Below are 22,115 nucleotides of genomic sequence, written 5' to 3' on the forward strand. Positions count from 1 at the left end.
ACCACCCCCCTGCCCCCATCACCTGAGGATAGGAGAATTTGCACGCTATCGACAAACATCCTCTCAGGCCCTATTTAGCTTTTGATGAGATAAAAAGTGTAGCCATCGTGTTTTTCTTGATATTTGCCACGAGTGAATTTGTTGATGAATTTTTTAAAGGCGCTGCGACCCTTGCAATCATCGTAATTTTTTGCGTTAAAATCGGGATATTTTTCTTTTAATTTTTGCTGAATTTGGCTGTAAAGGGCGCGATTTTTTTTCTCAATGAGCTCATTGATGATTTTGAAAAGCTCTTGGGTGAATTCATCGTCCTTTTCGTTTTCTTCTTTGCTCCCGCCCAGATAATGAAAGTCGCTGAAAACATTGACATAAAATTTGTTGGTTTTATTCTCCCCCATGCCAACGACTTGTTTTTTATTTTCTCGCAGTTTTTGAACCAAAGGCGTGTAGTCGCTATCGCTTGAAACGATGATGAAAATATCAATGTCCTTTTCATAAAATATACTCATCGCATCCGCCATCAAGTGCATGTCGCTTGAATTTTTATTGTTGTTGAGCTTAAAATTTTGTATGGCGGTGATGGAGTGCTGGGCGATTTTTTCCCTCCAGCCCTTCACAATGCTACTGGTCCAGTCCGCGTAAATCCTCTTCACAATGATCTCACCGTGATGGGAGGCAAAATTAAAAATATCCTTAGCAAATTTCGCAGCAATGTTTTCCGCGTCTATGAAGATAGCCACACTCTTATTTTGCACGAATTTTCCTTTTAAAATTTACGGGTTTGAAAGGTAATTTCAAAACCCAAGAGGGCAACGGCTCCCCAAATTCACGCAGGATAAACAGAAACCTTTTTTCTATTTTTGTCTTTTCTCTCAAATTTGACAAAGCCGTCAATGAGAGCAAAAAGCGTATGATCCCTGCCCATGCCTACATTATTTCCAGCGTGGGTAGCCGTGCCCCTTTGGCGGATGATGATATTGCCCGCCCGCACAAATTCTCCGCCAAATTTTTTCACACCCAAACGGCGACCTATGGAGTCGCGATTATTTTGCGTTGAGCCCTGACCTTTCTTGTGTGCCATTCTTTACTCCTCAAATTTTGATTTCTTTGACGACGACGCGCGTAAATTGTCTCCTAAAGCCTCGCTTCAGCTTGGAATCCTTCCTGCGCCTTTTCTTGTAAATGATGATCTTTTTGTCTTTTCCGTGATTAATGACTTCCAAGATGACCTTCGCACCCGCTACAAAGGGCGCACCTACCTTTAATTCCTTATCATTGACCGCAAGCACCTCGCTCAGCTCAACGATAGCCTTTTTCTCAGCCTCAAAGCTATCAAGCTTCAGTTCATCGCCAACGCTTACCTTATACTGCTTCCCGCCGTGTTTAATGATGGCATACATTGCTCTTCCTTTTGGGGTAGTCCTACAAAGCACCGAAAATTCGGATTTAAAAGCTTTGGTAGTTAAAAAGGGCTGATTTTATGAAAATTAGCTTTAAATTTTCATTAAAACCCCCACCATTTCCACGCCCCACAGGGACCAATTTCCCCCGCAAATTTTACCAGCTCACGCTCTTGCTAGAGCCCGTCTTGTTGATGGTTTTTTCATACTCCCAGCAGACAACTCCCGAAGCCAAATCCGTCATCCTCAGTAGAAAAAAATACTCCACCTGGGTTTTGCCATTCTCAAGCCTTGCAGTATCTTGCCGAATTTTACCCGACAAAGAAAAATCGGGCGAGAGCAGAGTGCCTTTTTTGGCAATGGTTTTTTGGTCAAATTCCTCATTGTCCCTCAGTTTCCTCACATCCTCACTCATACCATCCAGCGCTCCACCCGCCGCCACCGCCGAAGTCAGCACGAATTTTCCCGATTTTCTCAGCGCCACGGTGATTTTTGCGGTGAGCTTTTCCGTGTCGATCCTTTGCGCCGTGTCATTGACAACCCTGCCCATCGCAACCACCTTTTTATTTTCCACCCCGATACCCGCAAAAGCCGGATCGCTAAGCATATCATTAATCATCGCTTCGGCCGCATTTTCAAAGTCCTCCCTATCCAGCCCCAAGGTCAGCGCATCGCCTTTTTTGACCCCAGAAGCCTTACCATCCGTGTAGATGGGCTTGGAGCAAGCACTAAAAACAAGCCCACCGATCGCAATCGCCGCTAAAATTTTCCCCCTCATCACTCTCCTTTCATTAAGGTCTCATCCTGATATCTATCTTAAAATCCACCGCCCTTTTATCGAAGGCAAGTTTTTTCAAAATCACCTCCTGCTGGGGTGGAAGCCGCAAGGGCTGATAGTCCTCCTTGATGGGATTTTGCAGGACAAAGCCGTCCTTATCCAGCCAATCCACCTTATAAAACACATCCTTAGCCAAGGCGCTCCTCAAGGTCAGCTCAAGCTCTAAAAAGCCATTATCATTAACGCGACTCTTCATTTGCTTGATGAGATTTTTAGCAGACTTAGAAGTGGCAATTTCACCCCTTGGGCCCGAGTTGTTTTGTTGAGGAGTGCAAGCGCAAAAAAACACCATCAAAAATAAAAACACCTTTTTCACCGCAAAATCCTATCTTTTCATGATTTGAACGCCCACAGGCAAGGCGGGCGAAAGGGAACGCACCCAGACCAAAATATTTTTATCCGCGTCCAGCTTGGAGCTAAAAAGTTCCACGCCTTGCGGATTTTTCACGCTCAGTGCGCCCTTATTCTCCAGCACGGCCACCGAAATGCTCTGCGGCAATCCCCTCCAGCTCCTCACATCAGCAGTATTTGACGCGGCCGTAAGCATCAGGCCCACCAAATGCAAAAAGCCGGAGGAATCATTACGCGCCACAGCTAAATTTAGGGTCGTTTTGATGATAATTTGCGCTAGGGCCCTGCCGATCATAGCGGGCATATTGATTTTAAATTCGGTCGCGACAATGGTATCCAAATCCACGATTTGTAAGCTTTTCACCCCGTTTGCCTCTATGAATTCATAAGAAGCCTCCCCTTTTTTTAAGGTTTGCAGGGCCACACCCAGGGCGACGACTTTCCCATCCACGAAAAAGGGCAAAAATACGCTCCATTCATCCTTCATCGCACCCAAGCCATTTTCATAAACCACAAAAATATATTTTTTTTCGTCCTTAGAAATTTTACGCGAGGCACTTTTAAAAAGACGGGCTTGTTTTTGAATCGCCTCATTTTGAGGATTGGCGAGGGCTATTTCTCTCAACAGCTCATCAGCCCTTTTATAATCACCATCCATAAAGAAAAACACCGAGGCAAGGTAGCTCGCGTAAGGATTGGTAAAATTCTCACGCGCCTTAAAGGTCTCAAACAAGGGCTCATATTCTTCGCTGATGATCTTGGCATTATCGTTCATATTTTGTTTATAATTTGGATCTTCTTTGGCTTTTTTAAGCTCTTCTCTATTTTTTTCAATCTCCTTAGCAAAATACTCCCCGGCCTTATCTTGGCGCATCAGGGCTCGGTTGAATTCCACCCTAGCATTTGCATAATCATTCAGACTCATAAAATTCAAACCCTTATAAACATTAACCATAATTCTTTCATACAAAGAACCCTCATAATCAAACAGGGTATCATTGACCAAGGCGCTCACGGCAAATTCAGCCGCCTTTTTCCCAAGGCCTTGTAAATCCACATCATATTTATAAGACTCTTCAGCCTTATCAAAAAAGACATTACTTTTATTAAAATCACCGCAATTTCTAGCGATCAGGCCTGCATTGAGGCCCGTATAAATCACATCGTCATTTTTTTCCATCTTTTGCAAATTTGCAGCGAAAAAGTCCTCGCCACAATATCCGCTCGTCAGGGCATTTTCAAAATTCACATTACTTTTAGCGCCCTTTGAACAAGCGCTGAAAAATAAAATTCCCAAAGCAAAAAAGACGCACTTAAACCACATACAAAATCCCTAAATTCAAGCCGAATGCCCCCGAGTGGGGGGAAATTGGCTTTAAAGAAACGAGGTTACAAAAAAGCCTAAAGCCACAGCAATAGCCAAGACGCCCGGCAAAAAGAAGGCGTGGTTGAAAATAAATTTACCGATCCTTGTCGTGCCCGTATCGTCCATCTGCACAGCACCCAGCAAGGTAGGGTAGGTGGGAAGCACAAAAAGCGCCGAAACCGCCGCAAAGCACGCCACAAGCATGTAAGAATTGCCCGGATTAGTCGCTGTAATCCCCAAAGCCGTGATGATAACGGGAGTGATTGCCTTCGCCGCCTGAGAGTAAAGCAGCATGCTCGCAAAGAAAAACGCCACCGCTAACAGGGCTGGGCTTTGCTTAACCCACTCGCCAGCGACATCCTTGATCGCTTGCTCATGCCCAGCCACGAAGGTATTTCCAAGCCAAGCCACACCAAATACACACACGCAAGCCGTCATACCGCTTTTAAATACACCGGTTTCTAAAATTTTTCCCGGCTCAACCTTGCAAAGCCAAGTGATCAAAGTCGCCGCCGCAAGTAAAAAACTCATAATCGCCGCATCTCTTTCCATAATCACAGGGTCAATCCAAGCGATATTTTTAGAGATAGCTGTCGCGTATAAAACCACAGTCAAAACGGTGATTAAGAAAATTCCCACAGAAAGCTTCGCACCCGGCTTATCTGTGCCATGTAAAACCTCGCCCGCATCTTTAACAAGTCCAGCCTTTAAACGCTCCTGATACACCACATCTTTACTCAAATCAAGCGGAGTAATGAGGCTCACAATGAAAGCGGTTGCCATACAAGCGATGAAGGTTGTAGCCATCCAAATTCCTATTAAGGTAGGATAATTCCACCCAAAGCCCTCCAAAACACCACTCATATAAACCACAGCCGCGCTCACAGGGGAGGCAGTGATGCCAATTTGTGAAGAAACAACCATTAAAGATAGGGGCACTGAGGGCTTGATATTTTGCGATTTTGCCACATCAACAACAACGGGCATTAGAGAAAAGACCGCATTTCCCGTTCCAGCTAAAATAGTGAGCAACCACCCACAAGCGGGGGCTAGGTAGTTGATGAATTTAGGGTTTGCCCTTAAAAATTTTTCAACCACCCGCACCATATAATCCAAACCACCCGCCTGTTGCATCGCTGAAATCGCCGCAATAGCCGCGGCAATGATTAAAATGACGTCCCAAGGAATATTTCCAGGCTTCATCCCTAAAACAAGCGATAAAATCACGACCCCAAGACCACCCGCATAGCCAATAGCTATGCCGCCCAGTCTGATCCCGATAAAAATCGCCCCAAACAGGACGATCAGCTGTAAAATAAGCATAATATCCATAGTTGTCCTTAAATTCTAGCTTGATTAAGCTTTGCGCTTTTCTTTCATTTGAGGGTTTAGCATATTTTCAGGCGCCAAAACCCTATCGATTTCTTCCTTAGAAAGATAGCCCCTCTCCAAACAAATATCTCCCACTGCCTTGCCCGTTTGCAGGGCTTCTTTGGCGATGCTAGCGGACTTTTCATAGCCTAGGACAGGATTAAAGGCTGTAACGATACCGATGGAATTTAGCACGAGTTTTTTGCAGGCTTCAGGATTGGCCCTCAAACCCTTTATGGCTTTATGGGTTAGAGTTTTCACGGCATTTTCAAGTAGGATGAGTGAGTTAAACAAAGCATAAGCAATGCCGGGCTCAAAGGCGTTTAGTTCAAATTCACCCCTCTCAGAGCAAAGCATGATGGTTAGATCGTTGCCCATGACCTCATAGCACGCTTCGCCGACTACTTCGCAGATGACGGGATTGACCTTGCCGGGCATGATGGAGCTTCCGGGCTGCATCGCGGGGAGGGTGATTTCCCCCAGTCCACATCTGGGACCAGAATTCATTAGTCTCAGATCGTTTGCGATTTTAGAAAGCCTTACCGCCGCGGTTTTCAAGCATCCACTCACATAAACAAAGTCCGCTGTGTCTTGAGTTGCCGCGATCAAATTCTGCGCAGGGGTAAAATTCACGCCCGTGATGGACTGGAGATTTTTTTCTACGATGTTTTTGTAATCGGGGTGGCAGTTGATCCCCGTGCCTATGGCCGTTGCACCTAAATTTAGCACAGTCATAGCCTCTCTTGCTTTTGTCAGTTTTGCTATATCACTTTTAATATAACTTGCAAAAGCGTTGAAAGTATTTCCTAAAGTCGTAGGAACAGCATCTTCAAGTTCAGTCCTGCCCATCTTAATCATATCTTTATACTCTTCAGCCTTAGCTTCAAGGTCATTTTTAAGCTCCTCCATGGCCCCCAGCAAATCCCCAAGCTTCGCATGTGTGGCTACCTTAATGGAGCTAGGATAGGTATCGTTGGTCGACTGCCCTAAATTCGTGTGGTCGTTGGGATGGAGGTATTGGTACTCACCCTTTTTATGCCCCATGCTTTCTAAAGCGATGTTTGTTAAAACTTCGTTAACATTCATATTGGTACTCGTTCCGGCTCCGCCCTGGATCATATCGACAACAAACTGGTCTAAAAACTCACCTGCAATAATCCGATCGCAAGCTTTTGCAAGAGCGTCTGCCTTATCGGTGTCTAAAACGCCCACTTCTTTATTTGCTAAAGCTGCAGCTTTTTTAACTTGCGCAAAAGCCTTAATGAAGAAAGGATAGTTCTTTAAGCTTCTTCCACTCATATGGAAATTTTCAAGAGCTCTGAAGGTCTGCACTCCATAATACACATCATCGGAAATTTCTAGCTCACCGATAAAATCGTGCTCTTTTCTTGTCCCCATTGTGAACCTTTCTCAATTTGGATTATCTTAGGCGAGGCCTGAGATTGCAAAAATTTTACCATTTAAAAAACAAACAAAAACTTAATGAGATTGATTGGGTTTGGGTTGGAGCAGTTACCATCAACTCATTGCATTTGAAACTATATTTGTACTTTTTACTAAAAATTTTCGCAAAGACTTATGCTAAGACTAAGATGTTGTTTAAAATTAAAATCATTAAAATATTCTGTGAAATTATGTTTAATAAATTTGACATCTTTAAATGAACAATAATGAGTAAATTATTTTTCTCCCGTGAGTTATGTATTTTAGAGAGGAAAAGTGGGAAGCAGAGGAGATGTTTCACATTTGCAAAGAGATAGCCGAAACGGCTTTGAGATACTATATTTTTTAGGGGCAAAACAATGCAAGAAAATCCCGCTTTTTTAAAAGAGCAAATCATCACTTATTTGGGTAATAAAAGAGCCTTGCTAGGCTTTTTAAAGCAGGGCTTTGACTATGCAAAAAAAGAGCTTAAAAAAGAAAAACTCAGCTTTTTAGATATGTTTAGCGGTTCAGGTATAGTAAGCCGCTTTGCTAAGGCGCATAGTGATTTTATCATTGCAAATGATTTGGAGCTTTATAGCAAGATTATCAATTCTTGCTACCTAGCAAATTTAAGCAAAGATGAACTTGAAAATTTAGCCCTTTTACACCAAAAGCTTTTAAACGCGCCCTTAAAAAATGGCTTCATCACTGAGCTTTACGCTCCCAAAGATGAGGCAAATATCCAAAAAAATGAGCGCGTTTTTTACACTAAAGAAAACGCACTTTATTTAGACAGCTTAAGAGTGGCGATAGAAAAGCAAATTCCCATAAATTTGCGTCCGTTTTTCTTAGCACCCTTGCTTTATGAAGCGAGTGTGCATTCTAATACAAGTGGTGTTTTTAAGGGTTTTTATAAGGATAAAAATGGTGTGGGAAAATTTGGCGGAGTGGGAGAAAATGCCCTCTCTCGCATTAAGGGAAAGATGAGCCTTAAAATGCCTATTTTTTCAAATTTTCATTGCGAATTTGAAGTTTTGCAAAAGGACGCAAATCTTTTAAGCGAAGAGCTTGAAAGGCTTGATTTAGCTTATTTTGACCCGCCTTATAATCAGCACCCTTACGGCTCAAACTATTTTATGCTAAATCTCTTGGCTACTTATGAAAAGCCTACTGAAATTTCTAAGGTAAGTGGCATACCAAAGCAGTGGAATAGAAGCGTGTATAATAAGGCAAAAGAAGCAGAGGACGCACTTTTTGAGCTTATGGCTAAAACGCGTGCGAAAATTCTTTTACTTTCTTACAATTGCGAGGGCTTTGTCAAAAAAGAAAATTTCACAAAAAGGCTTAAAAAGCTTGGAAAATGCTTTATTTTAGAGCAAAATTACAATGCTTTTAGAGCTAGTCGCAATCTTAAAAATCGTCCCATACATATTAAAGAACAGCTTTACATCGTAAAAAAATTTGAATATTAACTTTTAATTTGTTGGTATATATTAATATTGTCTATCAAAATTATTTAAAGGATGGATTCATGAAAAAATTTTTTTTTCTTTTGACCCTTGGTTTTTCTGTGCTTTTTGCCGCAGAGCTTAACATATACTCGGCTAGACATTACGATGCGGATTTTGAGATCATCAAAAAATTTGAGCAACAAACGGGCATCAAGGTCAACCACACCCAAGCCAAAGCCTCAGAGCTCATCAAGAGACTGCAGCTTGAGGGGGACAATTCTCCGGCCGATCTTTTCATCACAGCCGATGTGTCCAATCTCACCGAGGCTAAGAATTCTGGCATCTTAAGCCCCGTGAGGTCTGATTTTTTAGAGCAAAATGTGCCCGCGCACCTAAGAGATGCGGACAATCAATGGTTCGCCATCACAAAGCGCGCAAGGATCATCGCCTACAATAAAAACGCAAAAACCGATATCAGCGGATTGAAAAATTACGAGGATTTGGCAAAACCAGAATTCAAGGGCAAAATCGTCATGCGAAGCGCCACCGCACCCTACAGCAAGACCCTGCTAGCCTCCATCATAGCCAATGACGGCGAGGCAGAAGCTAGAAAATGGGCTAAGGGCTTGCTTGATAATTTGGCCACAAATCCAAAAGGCGGCGATAGGGATCAGGCGAGGCAAGTGGTCGCAGGCGAGGCGGAATTTGCCGTGATGAACACCTACTACATAGGGCTTTTAAAGAATTCTAAAAATCCAAAAGATGTCGAGGTGGGCGAGGCTTTGGGGATCATTTTTCCTAATCAAGACGGCCGAGGGGCGCACATAAATGTGAGCGGCATAGCCATGACTAAGGCCAGCAAAAATCAAGCCGAAGCTAGAAAATTCATGGAATTCATGCTCACCCCAGAGGTGCAAAAAATGCTCTCAGATTCCAATTACGAATTCCCCGTCCGAAGCGATGTTGAGGTTTCTCAGACCGTGAAGGACTTTGGCGTATTCAAAGAGGACAGCATCAGCGTGAGCAAGATCGCTGAAAATGTCAAAACCGCCGTGAAAATTTACGACGAGCTTGGCTTCAGATAATGGCTAAGTTTTTAAGGGCGGGAGCGATGGGCGTCGTTCTTGCCCTTACCCTGCCTGTATTTGCGATTTTTATCGAGCTTTTTTATGTTTTGGGGCAGAATTTCTTGCAGCAAGATTTTGCCACCCTATCAACGATAAAAGAAAATCTCAATCACTTTTTTGACTTTTTATTGCTCAAATTTTTGAAAGACACTTTCATCGTAAGCTTTTTTGTCGTGTTTATGAGCGTGTTTTTGGGGGTTAGCACCGCTTATTTGATGGCGAATTTTCACCTGTATCAGGGCCCCATTTTGGAGAAAATTCTCATCCTGCCCCTCGCCATCCCTGCCTATATTTTAGCCTTCGTTTATGTTGGGATTATGGAATTTGACGGGTTTTTCCACGAATGTTTTGGCTTTAAAATCAATTTTTTCAACGCCTACGGAGTGATTTTCGTGCTCTCCCTATCCCTCTACCCCTATGTGTATTTGTTCGCTAAGACCGCTTTTCAAACGGAGGCCAGGGAGGTTTTTGAGCTCGCAAAAATCGCCCGATACAGCGAGTGGAAATTTTTTTGCCGCTTCGCCTTCATCATCGCAAAGCCCGCCATTTTAGCCTCCGCGATGCTTGTCCTAATGGAAACCCTAAGCGACTACGGAGCCAGTGCCTATTTGGGCGCAGACACCTTCTCAGCGGGAATTTTCAAGCTCTGGTATGATTTGAACGACCCCTACAGCTCAAGCGTGCTTTGTGCCTTTTTGATGGGCTTTGTTTTCATTTTGATGTTGGCCGAGCAGCTTTATAAAAGGCGGCAAAAATCAAGCTTCAATCAAGATCTAAAAACAATCCTAGCCAAGAGACCTCTAAGTCCTTGGGCTAAAATTTTTGCGAGCTTTTATTGCTTTGGCGTGAGCTTTTTGGGCTTTATTTTGCCATTTTTTTGGCTTTTGTATTGGGGACTGAGGGATGAAAAATTATGGCAAAGCGATTTTTACATCCTTGCCGCAAAAAGCCTCATTTTAGCCTCATCGAGCGCTTTTATGATCGTCATCATCGCTTGTTTTTTAAATTTCGTAGCCAGAATTTCGAGCAAAAATTTTTCTTTGTGGATCCTAAAATTAAGCTCCCTAGGCTATGCCATACCCGGCGCGGCCATCGGCATCAGCGTGATGATAGCCTCCATTTTTTTGGGTCGTTTTATCGATGCTAGATTTTTGTGGGAGAGTTTTTTGGTATTGATTTTTGCCTACATTGTGCGCTTTTTGGCCACAGCGATTTATAGCTTTGAGAGCGCTTACAGTAAGATCCACCACCAGCTTGATACGATGAGCTTGCACCTGAGGCCTAGCTATTTTGTTTTATTTTTCAAGCTACATTTTCCTCTTTTAAAGCACTATTTCATCCTAGCCTTCATCGTGGTTTTTATCGATTGCATCAAGGAGCTTCCACTGAGTAGGATTTTATCCCCCTTTGGCTTTGAAACCTTGAGCGTGAAGGCCTTTTGGTATGCTAATGATGAGAGGATTTATGATGCGGCCCTGCCCTCACTTTTGATTGTGGTTTTGTCGCTTTTGTCCCTCATGCTTGTGATGAGGAGGGGCGATGCTGCGCATTAGAAATTTAAACAAAAGCTTCCACCACGCCCCCATCCTGCGCGGACTTGACTTGGAGCTTGAAAGGGGCGAAATTCTAGCCGTTTTAGGGCCAAGTGGCAGCGGGAAAAGCACCTTTTTGAGGATCATCGCCGGGCTTGAAAGGCCCTCATCCTGCGAAATTTTTGAATGCAGGGGCACTGTATCGATGATGTTTCAAAATTATGCCCTCTTCCCCCACCTCAATGTCGAGCAAAACATACTCTTCGCCCTGCACGACTGCCCCAAAAAAGAAAGGCAAGCGCGCCTCCGTCATCTTTTAGAGCGCTTTGCCATCCAAAACATAAGCCTCAAAAAAATCGATCAAATTTCAGGAGGACAGGCGCAGAGGGTGGCCTTCGCGCGGGCTATGGCTAGGGGATGTGAGCTCTTGCTTTTGGACGAGCCTTTTTCTAACTTGGATCAAAATTTAAAGGGCGTTTTGAGGGCCGAGCTTAAGGATCTCATCAAGGCTCAAAACATCGCAGCCATTTTGGTCACTCACGATATCAACGATGCCTACTCCATAGCCGATAAGATCGCTCTTTTGGACAGGGGAAAAATTTTAGCCCTTGCAAGTCCTGAAAATTTATACCTGCATCTAGGCGACAAAAACGCCGCCCGCCTCATCCCTGATCTAAACATCATCGATCAAGAGCTTGATTTGAGCGATGCCTTTTTTGCTTGGATTGCCGCGCAAAATTACATCTTCGCATACACGCAGTTGCAGGTGGGCAGCGCCTTTGAGGCTAGGGTCGTGGCTAAGGAATTCCTGGGCGCTTTTTACAAGCTTCGCTTGGAATATCGGTCGGTGATTTTTCACATTTACACCCCCTCCAGCCATCCTGTCGGCGAAAAGATCAGTTTGGATTTTGTTAATTTGTAGTTTGCTACAATAAGTCCAAAAGGACAAAGATGAAAATAAAAGTTGGAATTTTAGGCGCCAGTGGCTATGTCGGTAGCGAGCTTGTGCGCCTTTTGCTTCACCATCCAAGAGCCCAGATTGTCTATATAGGCTCTAAAAATCACCTCGCGCAAAATTACCAAGAGCTCCACCCCCAGCTGGGGCTTGATTTGTGCTTTGGCGATGAGGATTTGAGCGCGGTGGAGCTTGATGTGCTTTTTGCGGCCACGCCCCATGAATTGAGCGCGTCCTTTTTCAATGAAAATTTGCTAAAAAGAATGAAGATCATCGACCTAAGCGCGGCCTTCCGTCTTAAAAATTTGCAAAATTACGAGCTTTATTATGGCTTCACTCACCCCAATGCCAAACTCGTCCAAAACTCTGTTTATGGGCTTTGTGAGCTTTATGAGCCGGAGATCAGAGCGGCGCGCTTGGTTGCAAATCCAGGCTGTTATACCACCTGCTCGATTTTGAGCCTTCACCCCCTCATCAAGGAGGGGCTTGTGGATGAAAATTCCATCATCATCGACGCCAAAAGCGGCGTGAGCGGGGCAGGACGTGCGGCTAGGCTTGAGCACCTTTTTTGCGAGGTCAATGAAAATTTAAGGGCCTACGCCCTCACCTCACACCGCCATCTGCCCGAGCTTGAGGAGCAGCTTGGCAGGGCGGCAGGGCGGGATCTTGCCGTGCAGTTTAGCCCCCATCTTGTGCCGATGCAAAGGGGCATTTTGACGACAAGCTATGCGAATTTAAGGGGCAAAAGCAGCGAGAAGGATTTGCGCGCGCTTTATCGGGACCACTACGCCAACAAGCCCTTCGTTAGAATTTTAGCCGAGAAAACCCTCCCCCAGACGCGCTGGGTGCGGGGGAGCAATTTTATGGATATTAATTTGAGCCTTGATGCGCGCACGGGGAGGGTCATCGTGCTTGGAGCCTTGGATAATCTCATCAAGGGCGCGGCGGGGCAGGCCGTGCAGAATATGAATTTGATGTTCGGCCTTGATGAGTGCGCGGGGCTTGAATTTTTCGCGGCATTGTGAGGGGTGAGGATGCGAGTGAGGGCGATGCGCAAGAGTGATTATGATGCGGTTTATGAGCTTTGGTGCGCTATTAGCGGCTTTGGGATGCGTAGCATTGATGATAGCAGGGAAAATATCGAGCGCTTTTTGGAGAGGAATCCTAAGCTCAGCGCGGTCGCCGAATTTGAGGGCAAAATCGTAGGCAGCATCCTTTGCGGACACGATGGACGCACGGGCGGCTTTTACCATGTCTGCGTGCATAGGGACTACCGAAAAAGGGGGATAGCGCACGAGATGACCGCATTTTGCCTCGCCGCCCTCAGAGCAGAAAAAATCAACAAAATCGCCCTCATCGCCTTTAAAAGCAATGATTTGGGCAATGAATTTTGGCGGCGCTACGGCTTTACCCTGCGCGAGGATGCCAATTATTACGACTGGTCCCTCAACGCGGACAATCAAACCCATTTTAACGCTTAAGGAAAAGGATGCAAGAAACGCTCAAAAAGGCTCAAATTCTCATCGAGGCCCTGCCCTACATCAGGAAATTCAGCTCCAAAATCATCTGCATCAAATACGGCGGCTCGGCGATGGAAAATGAAGCCCTCAAGCACTGCGTTATGGAGGATATCGCCCTTTTGAAGCTCGTCGGTCTCAAGCCCATCATCATCCACGGCGGCGGCAAGGACATCTCAAATTTTTGCGAAAAACTCGGCATAAAAAGTGCATTTAAACAGGGCCTACGCGTGAGTGATACAGAGACGACAAAGCTCGCTGAAATGGTGCTTTATCAAATCAACAAGGGCCTGGTGCAGCATTTGCAGAGCCTAGGCGTGAGGGCGGTGGGGCTTTGCGGGAAGGATGGCGGCCTTTTGCACTGCACGAAAAAGGACGCAAATTTGGGCTTTGTGGGGACGATTTCTGGGGTGGATACGGCGCTTTTGCACGCCCTCTTGGAGCGAGATTACCTGCCCATCATCGCGCCCCTTGGCATGGATGAGAATTTAAACACCTACAACATCAACGCCGATGATGTCGCCTGCGCTCTGGCCAAGGATCTCAAAGCCGAGAAGCTTGTGTTTTTGAGCGATATTGCGGGACTTTATGCGGACTTTGAGGATGAAAATTCCCTCATTTCAAGGATCACAACCAGCGAGGCAAAAGCCCTACTCCCCTCCCTTCAGGGCGGCATGCTGATCAAGCTAAAATCCTGCATCGATGCCTGCGAAAGCGGCGTCAAAAGGGTGCATATTTTGGACGGGCGCGTGGAGCATGCCCTGCTGCTTGAATTTTTCACCGATGAGGGCATTGGGACCTTGGTGGTGCGCGATGAGTAAGCTCCTGCCCCTTTACAAAAAATACCCCATCACGCTCCAAAGGGGCGAGGGCGTGTATCTTTACGATACGGCGGGGGAGGAGTATCTGGACTTTTCAAGCGGCATCGCTGTGTGCGCTTTGGGCTATAATCATCCTCAATTCAACGCCGCCCTCAAGGCCCAGGTGGATAAAATCCTCCACACAAGCAATCTTTACGCCAATGAGCAAAGCGAAAGGGCCGCTTCAAATTTAGCCAGGGCCTGCGGGCTTAAGAAAATTTTTTTCACCAATTCAGGCACTGAAAGCACCGAAACTGCGATGAAGATCGCCCGCAAATACGCCCTCAACAAGGGCATCAAGGGCGGGCATTTCATCGCATTTGAGCACTCCTTTCACGGACGCACCCTAGGCGCCCTCTCCCTCACGGCAAACTACCAAAAGCCTTTCAAGCCGCTGATGGCGGGGGTTAAATTTGCGAAATTTAATGATTTTGAAAGTGTGGAGAGATTAGTGAGTGAAAAAACTTGCGCCGTGGTGCTAGAAAGCGTCCAAGGTGAGGGGGGGGTGAAACCCGCCAAGCCAGAATTTTACAGGGCCCTGCGCAGGCTTTGTGATGAGAGGGACATCCTGCTCATCGCGGATGAAATTCAATGCGGCATGGGCAGGACGGGTAAATTTTTTGCTTACGAGCATAGCGAGGTCCTGCCCGATGTGATAACTGCGGCCAAGGCCTTGGGCTGCGGTGTGCCCGTGGGAGCGGTGGCGGTGAGCGATAGGGTGGCGGAGAATTCCTTGCTAGCAGGCGAGCATGGCAGCACCTACGGGGGCAATCCTCTAGCCTGTGCGGCGGTGAATGCGGTCTTTGAAATTTACGCGCAGGAGGGCATTTTGGCGAGGGTGAGCGAGGTGGGGGCGTATTTTGAGCGCTGCCTTGATGATTTGGTGCGGGAATTTGAATTTTGCGAGGCTAGGAGTGGGCTAGCGCTGATGCAGGGGCTGCGCTTGAGCCCCCAAATCCCCGCCAGAGCCGTGATCGAAAAATGCCAAAAAAAGCATCTTTTGCTTTTAAGCTGCGGGGACAATGAGCTGCGTTTTCTGCCTCCGCTCATCATCACTAAGGCGCATGTTGATGTGCTGGGGCGGACATTGCGGGAGGTTTTGGGGAGTTTCGCGTAGAGGCCTTGTAAATAGGCCTTTGCGTCCGATCATTACAATGAAATTTAAAGGAGGCAAATATGGATAAGGCAGAAATCTTAGAAAAATATCAGGGCATGGGGCTTTATCATCCAAGGAACGAGCACGATTCTTGCGGCATCGCGGCGGTGGCCAATGTGCGCGGCATCGCCTCCTACAAGGTCATTTGCGATGCCCTGACGCTTCTTACGCATTTGGAGCACAGGGGCGGGGCGGGGGCTGAGGAGAATTCTGGCGATGGGGCGGGCATACTGCTGCAAATCCCTCACGATTTTTTCGCGACCCTAGAGCTTGGATTTGAGCTACCTGCAAGGGGGGATTATGCTGTGGCGCAGATGTTTTTATCGCCCAACGGCGCGGCCAAGGAGCGGGGGAAGAGCCTGTTTTTAGAGGGCATTGAGGCTAAGGGCTTGGAATTTTTAGGCTTTCGTGCCGTGCCTTTCAATCCCAGCGATCTTGGCGCAAGTGCCCTAAAATCCATGCCCTATTTTTTGCAGGCCTTCGTGAAAAGGCCCAGCAAGGTGAGCGCCGGACTGGAATTTGAAAGACTGCTTTATGCGGCGCGCCGCCACATTGAAAAGAGAGCCTTTGATGTGCCTAAATTTTATTTTTCTAGCTTTTCCTCGCGCACCATTGTTTACAAGGGCATGCTGCTTTCAACGCAGCTTAGCGATTTTTATTTGGACTTTAAGGATGTCAATATGAAATCGGCCATCGCCCTCGTGCATTCTCGCTTTTCTACCAATACCTTCCCCAGCTGGGAGAGAGCCCATCCCAACCGCTACCTCGTCCACAACGGCGAAATCAACACCATCCACGGTAATGTCCACAGCGTTTTAGCGCGGGAGGGTCTGATGCGGAGTGATTATTTTGAAAATTTGGACGAGCTTTTTCCCATCATCGCCAAGCCGAGTAGCGATTCGGCCATGTTTGATAACACCTTGGAATTCCTAGCCCTAAACGGCCGCACTCTTGAGGAGGCCTTCATGATGATGGTGCCAGAACCCTGGCGAAAAAACTACAACATGGAGGCGAAAAAGCGCGCTTTTTACGAGTATCACTCGCTTTTGATGGAGCCCTGGGATGGGCCCGCGGCGATGGTTTTTAGCGATGGAGTGGTGATGGGGGCTAGCTTGGATAGGAACGGCTTTAGGCCTTGTCGCTATTATTTGACAAAGGATGACTTTCTCATCCTTTCCAGTGAGACGGGGGCGCTGAGGATCGATGAGAAAAACATCAAGGCCAAAAAGCGCCTTGAGCCGGGGAAGCTTTTGCTTGTGGATACGGCGAGGGGCAGGATCATAGACGATAGCGAGATCAAGGCGCATTATGCCAACGCCAAGCCCTACCAAAAATGGCTTGAGAATTTAATCGCCCTAGAAAAACAAGAAAGCAAGGGCTACAGGCATAAATTCCTCGCTAAGGATGAGGTTTTGCGGCTGCAAAAGGTTTTTGGCTGGAGCTATGATGAGCTCCAAGATAGCGTTTTGATGATGGCAAATTCTGGCAAGGAGGCCCTAGCGGCTATGGGCGCGGATACGCCCTTGGCCGTGCTTTCTAAGGAATACCAGCCCCTGTATAATTACTTCAAGCAGCTTTTTGCGCAGGTGACCAACCCCCCTCTGGATGCCCTGCGGGAGGAGATCGTAACCTCCACGCGCATTTATTTGGGCCGGGAGGGGAATTTGCTAAAGCCCGATGCTAGCAATGCCAAAAGGGTCAAGGTCTCCCTGCCCATCATCAGTAATGAGGAGCTTTTTAAGCTAAAAAATTTAAAATCCTTCAAGGTGCGGGAATTTTCCCTGCTTTATGAGGGGGGCAAAAGCTCTCTCAAGGAGGCTTTGAATGCGCTTTTTGAGAGGGTGGAGGCCGGGATCAAAGAGGGGGTTTGTGCGGTGATTTTAAGCGATAGGGGCATGGATGAAAAAAGGCTTTACATCCCCGCACTTTTAGCCGTTTCCGCCCTGCACAGCTACTTGGTGAAAAAGAATTTACGCACCCACGCTAGCATAGTCATCGAAAGCGCTGAGCCGAGAGAAATCCATCACTTTGCCTGCCTTTTGGGTTATGGCGCGACCGTCATCAACCCCTACTTGGTTTATGAGAGCATTCACGACTTGATAAAAAGGGGAATTTTAGAGCTTGATTATCAAAAGGCAGTGACAAATTTCATCCGTGCAAGCACTAGCGGCATCGTCAAAATCGCTTCCAAAATGGGCGTTTCTACCCTGCAAAGCTACAACGGCTCGGCACTTTTTGAGTGCTTGGGATTGAGTGAGGAGCTTACGGAGGAGTATTTTGGCTCTACCGTTTCACGCATAGGGGGCATAGGGCTTGAGGACATAGAAAGGGAGCTTAAAATCCTGCACAAAAGGGCTTTCAAAGATAGCAGTAGGTCCTTAGACGCGCGTGGGATTCACGGCTTTCGAAGCGCTAAGGAGGAGCATCTCATCGACCCCCTTGTGATCTTCCACCTCCAGCAGGCCTGCCGACAAAAAGACTATCAAATTTTCAAAAAATATTCCGCCCTCGTGGATGAAAAGCAAATCGCCCTGCGCTCCTTGATGGAATTTGACTTCAGCGAGGCTATAAGCATTTCTGAGGTGGAGAGTGCAGAAAGCATCATCAAGCGCTTTCGCACGGGGGCCATGAGTTATGGCTCTATCTCAAAGGAGGCGCACGAGTGCTTGGCCGCGGCGATGAATCGTCTCGGCGGTAGGTCCAATTCGGGCGAGGGCGGGGAGGATGAGGAGCGCTACAGGGACGCCCTGAAAAATTCCAAAATCAAGCAGGTGGCCAGCGGGCGTTTTGGGGTTGATTTGGCCTATTTGAACAGCGCCGAGGAAATTCAAATCAAAATCGCCCAAGGCGCGAAGCCGGGCGAGGGCGGGCAGCTCATGGGCTTTAAGGTCTATCCTTGGATAGCCCATGCGCGCCACTCCACCCCCGGCGTTACCCTCATTTCACCGCCGCCGCATCATGATATTTACTCCATCGAAGATCTGGCCCAGCTCATTTATGATTTGAAAAACGCCAACAAGGACGCAAAAATTTCAGTCAAGCTCGTGAGTGAGAATGGCATCGGCACGGTGGCCGCTGGCGTGGCGAAGGCCGGGGCGGATCTGATCCTCATTTCAGGCTATGATGGTGGCACTGGGGCCAGTCCGCGCACCTCCATCCCCCACGCGGGAATTCCGTGGGAGCTGGGGCTTTCTGAGACGCATCAGACCTTGATTTTAAACGACCTGAGGGAGAGGGTTAGGCTAGAGACGGATGGCAAACTTCTCACGGGGCGCGATTTAGCCGTTGCGGCGCTTTTGGGGGCGGAGGAATTTGGCTTTGCGAGTGCGCCTTTGATGGTGATGGGCTGCACGATGATGCGCGTTTGTCATCTCAACACCTGTCCTTTTGGCATCGCTACGCAGGATTTGGAGCTTAGGGGGCGCTTTAGGGGCGAGGTGGAGGCGGTGATGAATTTCATGCGCTTCATCGCTGAGGAGCTTCGTGAATATATGGCCGCGCTTGGCTTTAAAACGGTGGATGAGATGGTGGGGCGTGTGGATAAGCTGCGTCAAAAAAGCGGCACAGGCAAGGCGGCGAAGGTGAATTTGGACAGGATTTTAAAGTCCCTGCCGACCTACAACAAAACGGCGGTGCATTTTAAGGAAGTGAAGCAAAATAAGCTGGAAAAGACCATTGATTATAGAATTCTACTGCCCCTGTGCAAGAGCGCACTGGAGAAAAGGGAAAAAATCAAATTGTCCCTCGAGGTGGGTAATCAAAGTCGCACCTTTGCAACGATGCTTTCTAGTGAAATTCTAAAAAATTACGGCAAGGACGCACTGGGCGAGGATCACATACAAATCAAGGCCATAGGCAATGCTGGCAATAGTTTTGGCGCCTTTTTGCTGCGGGGGATTAGGCTTGAGATTATCGGGGATAGTAATGATTATTTGGGCAAGGGCCTAAGCGGGGGGCGGATCATCGCTAGGAGCCCTGAGGAGGCTGGCTTGAGCGCGGAGGAGAACATCATCGCGGGTAATGCTTGCCTTTATGGTGCGACTGAGGGGGAGGTGTATTTGGACGGCATCGCGGGGGAGCGTTTTTGTGTGAGAAATTCTGGCGCGCAGGCCGTGGTGCTCGGGGTGGGAATTCACGGCTGTGAGTATATGACGGGGGGACTTGTCGTGGTGCTTGGCGATGTGGGGGCGAATTTTGCCGCTGGGATGAGCGGGGGCGTGGCCTACATTTTCGGGCGCTATAATGAGGCCAATGTCAATGTGGAGCTTGTGGATGTGCGGGACCTGAGTGCTGGGGATGAGAGGGAGCTTAAGATGATGATAAAGCGGCACATTGCTTACACAAATTCGGCCAAGGCGCGGGATATTTTGGCGAAATTTGACAGGAAGGATTTTTTCAAGATCATGCCGCGAGACTATGAGAATATGCTCAAAAATTTGGAGGCCTGCAAGGATGAGAAAGAGCCTGAGCTGGCGGCGTTTGAGAGGCTTTGTGGGCAGTGATGCGGGCGCGCTTGGTAAGGATGCGCTGGGAGGGTGCTGGCGTGGATGTTTTGCTCTCATTTGTCAAAGCCACTCCACACTTAGAAAAAGGCAGATGGATAAAGGGGCGAATTTGTTTAAAAAATACTTGCGCGTGGTGGAATTTCTCGCGCCAAAAGCCTTTATTTTTGAAAATGTGGTAGGGCCTTTATCGATGCGAAAAGGAAGGCTTTTTTCTTGCGAAAATTTTAAAAAGCTAGGCTGTAAAATTTATCTTGGTGTGCCTCAAATGCGGCAGAGGATCGTGGAGATAAGGCGAGAGTTTGGTGGGGATTTGCCGCGGGCTGGGCATGCAAATTTGGTTTCGTTAGAGCAAGCCATCGATGACCTGCCCCAAAGCGTGAGGCCGGCACCAGGCTATGTGAATACCTACGCAAAAATGTGGTGGAAAAAGCCAGCCCCCACAATCACAAGAAATTTCGCCACCCCAAGCAGCTCAAGGTGCATCCAGCCGCGAGATTCTAGAGCCTCAAGCATTAGAGAGGGCGCGAGGCTACAGGGCTTGCCGGATGATCATGCATTTTGCGTTAGGGTCGGCGATAAAAGGCTCCAAAGAGGCAATGCCCTGTCGTCGCTTGTGAGTGTGGCTAGAGCGATGAAGGATGATTTTAAAAAATATCGCAAGGCTTCAGGCTCCCAGCAGCATTTTAAAGAATTTTTAAGCGCAAAGGGCGCGTTCGAGCACTTTGAAGAAAACCGCCCAAATTTCAGTCAGTTTAAGGAGTAACAATGGCAAATGCACGAGGATTTTTGGACTTTAAAAGGAAGAACGATAAAAAATCACCCCCCCTCGAGCGAGTGAAGAATTTCAAGGAATTCATCCAGCCCCTGGATAAAAAAGAGCGCGAAATTCAAGCCAGTCGCTGCATGGATTGCGGGGTGGCCTTTTGCCACACGGGCAGAGTGAGCGGAGGCAGGGATATAGGCTGTCCGCTTCACAATCTCATCCCAGAATTCAACGATGCGCTTTATAGGGGCAATTGGCACGAGGCCTTCGCGCGGCTTGATTTGACCAATCCTTTCCCCGAATTTACGGGGCGGGTTTGCCCTGCGCCGTGCGAGGATTCTTGCGTGTGCGCGATCAATACCGATAGCGTCAGCATCAAGGCCAACGAGCTAGCCATAGCCGAAAACGCCTTCAAGGAGGGGCTCATCCTCCCGCAAAAGCCGACAAAATACAACGGCAAAAAAATCGCCATCATCGGCAGCGGTCCTGCGGGGCTTGCCTGTGCGCATAGCCTGAATTTGCTAGGCTATAAGGTTTGTGTTTATGAAAAAAGCGACCGCGTGGGCGGGCTTTTGATGTATGGCATCCCTGATATGAAGCTTGAAAAAAGCGTGGTGGAGCGCAGGGTGGATTTGCTCAAAAAAAGCGGCATTGAATTTAAGGTCAAACAAAATATCGACAGCAAAAAAAAGGTCGCCTCACTGCTTAAAGACCACGATGCCCTAGTGCTTTGCACGGGTGCGGGTGCGGCGATGGATTTGGATTTGAAGGGGCGGGGCCTGAAGGGGGTAGAATTGGCTCTGGATTTTTTGACGCAAAATACCAAAGCCCTGCTCAATACGGGCGTGGCGGCTAGCAGCGCGAGGGGCAAAAATGTGCTGGTGATAGGCAGCGGGGATACGAGCGTTGATTGCGTGGCGGTGGCGACAAGGCAAGGGGCTAAGTCCATCACGCGCTTTGAGCGAAGCCCCAAAAAAAGCGAAGTGCGGAGCGCAAACAATCCCTGGCCACTAAAAGCGGATGTTTTCACGACCGATTACGGCTTGGAGGAGGCCCTAGCGGCGTATGGCAAAGATGTGCGAGAGTATCAAAAGATGACGAAAGAATTTTGCGGCAAGGACAGAGTGGAGGGCGTTTTGGCTTGTGATTTGAGGCGGGAGGATGGCAAAAATATCGAAGTTTCTGGGAGTGAGAAATTTTACGCGGCGGACCTGGTGCTTTTGGCGATAGGCTTTAGTGGGAGTGAAAAGTCGGTGGCTAAAAATTTCGGGGTGGATTTTGACGCAAAAAACAATGTCGAAACGCAAAATTACAAAACAAAGCATGAAAAAATTTTCGCCTGCGGGGATGCGAGGATGGGGCAGAGCTTGGTCGTGTGGGCGATACGGGATGGACTTTTGTGCGCTAGGGCTGTGGATGAGAGCTTGGATGAGGCTTGATTTGGCCGCAGTTGCAGCCACAGGGGCGAACAATCCCAACTCAGCCATAGCGCTTTTGC

18 protein-coding genes and 1 pseudogene are annotated in these 22,115 nt (G+C 47.5%); 11 read left to right on the plus strand and 8 right to left on the minus strand.

Features of this window, described 5'->3' with window-relative positions; translation table 11 throughout:
• Window positions 1-74: 74 nt before the first annotated feature.
• The 8 genes from Q4A73_RS05240 to Q4A73_RS05275 form a co-directional block, all read right to left on the minus strand.
• On the minus strand, window positions 75-755 hold the full coding sequence (locus tag Q4A73_RS05240) for an NYN domain-containing protein (protein WP_303206405.1): 681 nt from the start codon (window positions 753-755) through the stop codon (window positions 75-77).
• Window positions 756-826: 71 nt separating this feature from the next.
• Window positions 827-1,081, minus strand: coding sequence for a 50S ribosomal protein L27 (gene rpmA, locus Q4A73_RS05245; protein ID WP_303206408.1), 255 nt, complete (start codon window positions 1,079-1,081; stop codon window positions 827-829).
• Between the two features lie 10 nt (window positions 1,082-1,091).
• Window positions 1,092-1,400 (minus strand): 50S ribosomal protein L21, encoded by a 309-nt coding sequence (gene rplU, locus Q4A73_RS05250; protein WP_303206411.1) that lies wholly within the window; start codon window positions 1,398-1,400, stop codon window positions 1,092-1,094.
• Window positions 1,401-1,557: 157 nt separating this feature from the next.
• Window positions 1,558-2,178 (minus strand): penicillin-binding protein activator LpoB, encoded by a 621-nt coding sequence (gene lpoB / locus Q4A73_RS05255; RefSeq protein WP_303206412.1) that lies wholly within the window; start codon window positions 2,176-2,178, stop codon window positions 1,558-1,560.
• A 13-nt stretch (window positions 2,179-2,191) separates the two neighbouring features.
• On the minus strand, window positions 2,192-2,554 hold the full coding sequence (locus tag Q4A73_RS05260; RefSeq protein WP_303206413.1) for a YcfL family protein: 363 nt from the start codon (window positions 2,552-2,554) through the stop codon (window positions 2,192-2,194).
• Between the two features lie 9 nt (window positions 2,555-2,563).
• Window positions 2,564-3,913 carry a hypothetical protein gene (locus tag Q4A73_RS05265; protein ID WP_303206414.1) on the minus strand — a complete coding sequence of 450 codons (1,350 nt, stop codon included), beginning with the start codon at window positions 3,911-3,913 and terminating at the stop codon, window positions 2,564-2,566.
• A 51-nt stretch (window positions 3,914-3,964) separates the two neighbouring features.
• Window positions 3,965-5,287, minus strand: coding sequence for an anaerobic C4-dicarboxylate transporter (locus Q4A73_RS05270; RefSeq protein ID WP_303206415.1), 1,323 nt, complete (start codon window positions 5,285-5,287; stop codon window positions 3,965-3,967).
• 24 nt (window positions 5,288-5,311) lie between these two features.
• The gene (locus Q4A73_RS05275) at window positions 5,312-6,724 is read right to left on the minus strand and encodes an aspartate ammonia-lyase (protein WP_303206416.1); all 1,413 of its coding nucleotides are present in this window, start codon (window positions 6,722-6,724) and stop codon (window positions 5,312-5,314) included.
• Between the two features lie 404 nt (window positions 6,725-7,128).
• Here Q4A73_RS05275 and Q4A73_RS05280 point away from each other — a divergent pair, with 404 nt between their 5' ends.
• The 11 genes and pseudogenes from Q4A73_RS05280 to Q4A73_RS05330 all read left to right on the plus strand — a co-directional run bounded on the left by Q4A73_RS05280 (window position 7,129) and on the right by Q4A73_RS05330 (window position 22,056).
• Window positions 7,129-8,223: a DNA adenine methylase gene (locus tag Q4A73_RS05280; RefSeq protein WP_303206417.1), complete on the plus strand. Its 1,095-nt coding sequence runs from the start codon at window positions 7,129-7,131 to the stop codon at window positions 8,221-8,223.
• 59 nt (window positions 8,224-8,282) lie between these two features.
• Window positions 8,283-9,287: a Fe(3+) ABC transporter substrate-binding protein gene (locus Q4A73_RS05285; protein ID WP_303206418.1), complete on the plus strand. Its 1,005-nt coding sequence runs from the start codon at window positions 8,283-8,285 to the stop codon at window positions 9,285-9,287.
• On the plus strand, window positions 9,287-10,882 hold the full coding sequence (locus Q4A73_RS05290; protein WP_303206419.1) for an iron ABC transporter permease: 1,596 nt from the start codon (window positions 9,287-9,289) through the stop codon (window positions 10,880-10,882). Before Q4A73_RS05285 ends, Q4A73_RS05290 begins: the two co-directional genes overlap by 1 nt.
• Window positions 10,869-11,783 (plus strand): ABC transporter ATP-binding protein, encoded by a 915-nt coding sequence (locus Q4A73_RS05295; protein WP_303206420.1) that lies wholly within the window; start codon window positions 10,869-10,871, stop codon window positions 11,781-11,783. Before Q4A73_RS05290 ends, Q4A73_RS05295 begins: the two co-directional genes overlap by 14 nt.
• Before the next feature lie 29 nt (window positions 11,784-11,812).
• Window positions 11,813-12,841 carry an N-acetyl-gamma-glutamyl-phosphate reductase gene (gene argC / locus Q4A73_RS05300; RefSeq protein ID WP_303206421.1) on the plus strand — a complete coding sequence of 343 codons (1,029 nt, stop codon included), beginning with the start codon at window positions 11,813-11,815 and terminating at the stop codon, window positions 12,839-12,841.
• Window positions 12,842-12,850: 9 nt separating this feature from the next.
• Window positions 12,851-13,297: an N-acetyltransferase gene (locus Q4A73_RS05305; RefSeq protein ID WP_303206422.1), complete on the plus strand. Its 447-nt coding sequence runs from the start codon at window positions 12,851-12,853 to the stop codon at window positions 13,295-13,297.
• An 8-nt stretch (window positions 13,298-13,305) separates the two neighbouring features.
• Window positions 13,306-14,154 (plus strand): acetylglutamate kinase, encoded by an 849-nt coding sequence (gene argB, locus Q4A73_RS05310; RefSeq protein ID WP_303206423.1) that lies wholly within the window; start codon window positions 13,306-13,308, stop codon window positions 14,152-14,154.
• Entirely contained in the window at window positions 14,117-15,310 is a 1,194-nt protein-coding gene (locus Q4A73_RS05315; protein ID WP_303206424.1) for an acetylornithine/succinylornithine family transaminase, read from the plus strand. Before argB ends, Q4A73_RS05315 begins: the two co-directional genes overlap by 38 nt.
• Before the next feature lie 59 nt (window positions 15,311-15,369).
• Entirely contained in the window at window positions 15,370-19,851 is a 4,482-nt protein-coding gene (gene gltB / locus Q4A73_RS05320) for a glutamate synthase large subunit (protein WP_303206425.1), read from the plus strand.
• Window positions 19,802-20,485 (plus strand): annotated as a pseudogene (locus tag Q4A73_RS05325) (DNA cytosine methyltransferase); the annotation flags it as partial. The gene gltB and the pseudogene Q4A73_RS05325, both read left to right, overlap by 50 nt.
• Before the next feature lie 134 nt (window positions 20,486-20,619).
• Complete coding sequence (locus tag Q4A73_RS05330) at window positions 20,620-22,056, plus strand: glutamate synthase subunit beta (protein ID WP_303206426.1); 1,437 nt, start codon at window positions 20,620-20,622, stop codon at window positions 22,054-22,056.
• The last annotated feature ends 59 nt before the right edge of the window (window positions 22,057-22,115 follow it).

This window comes from Campylobacter sp. (genome assembly GCF_030528245.1).
Lineage (GTDB): Bacteria > Campylobacterota > Campylobacteria > Campylobacterales > Campylobacteraceae > Campylobacter_D.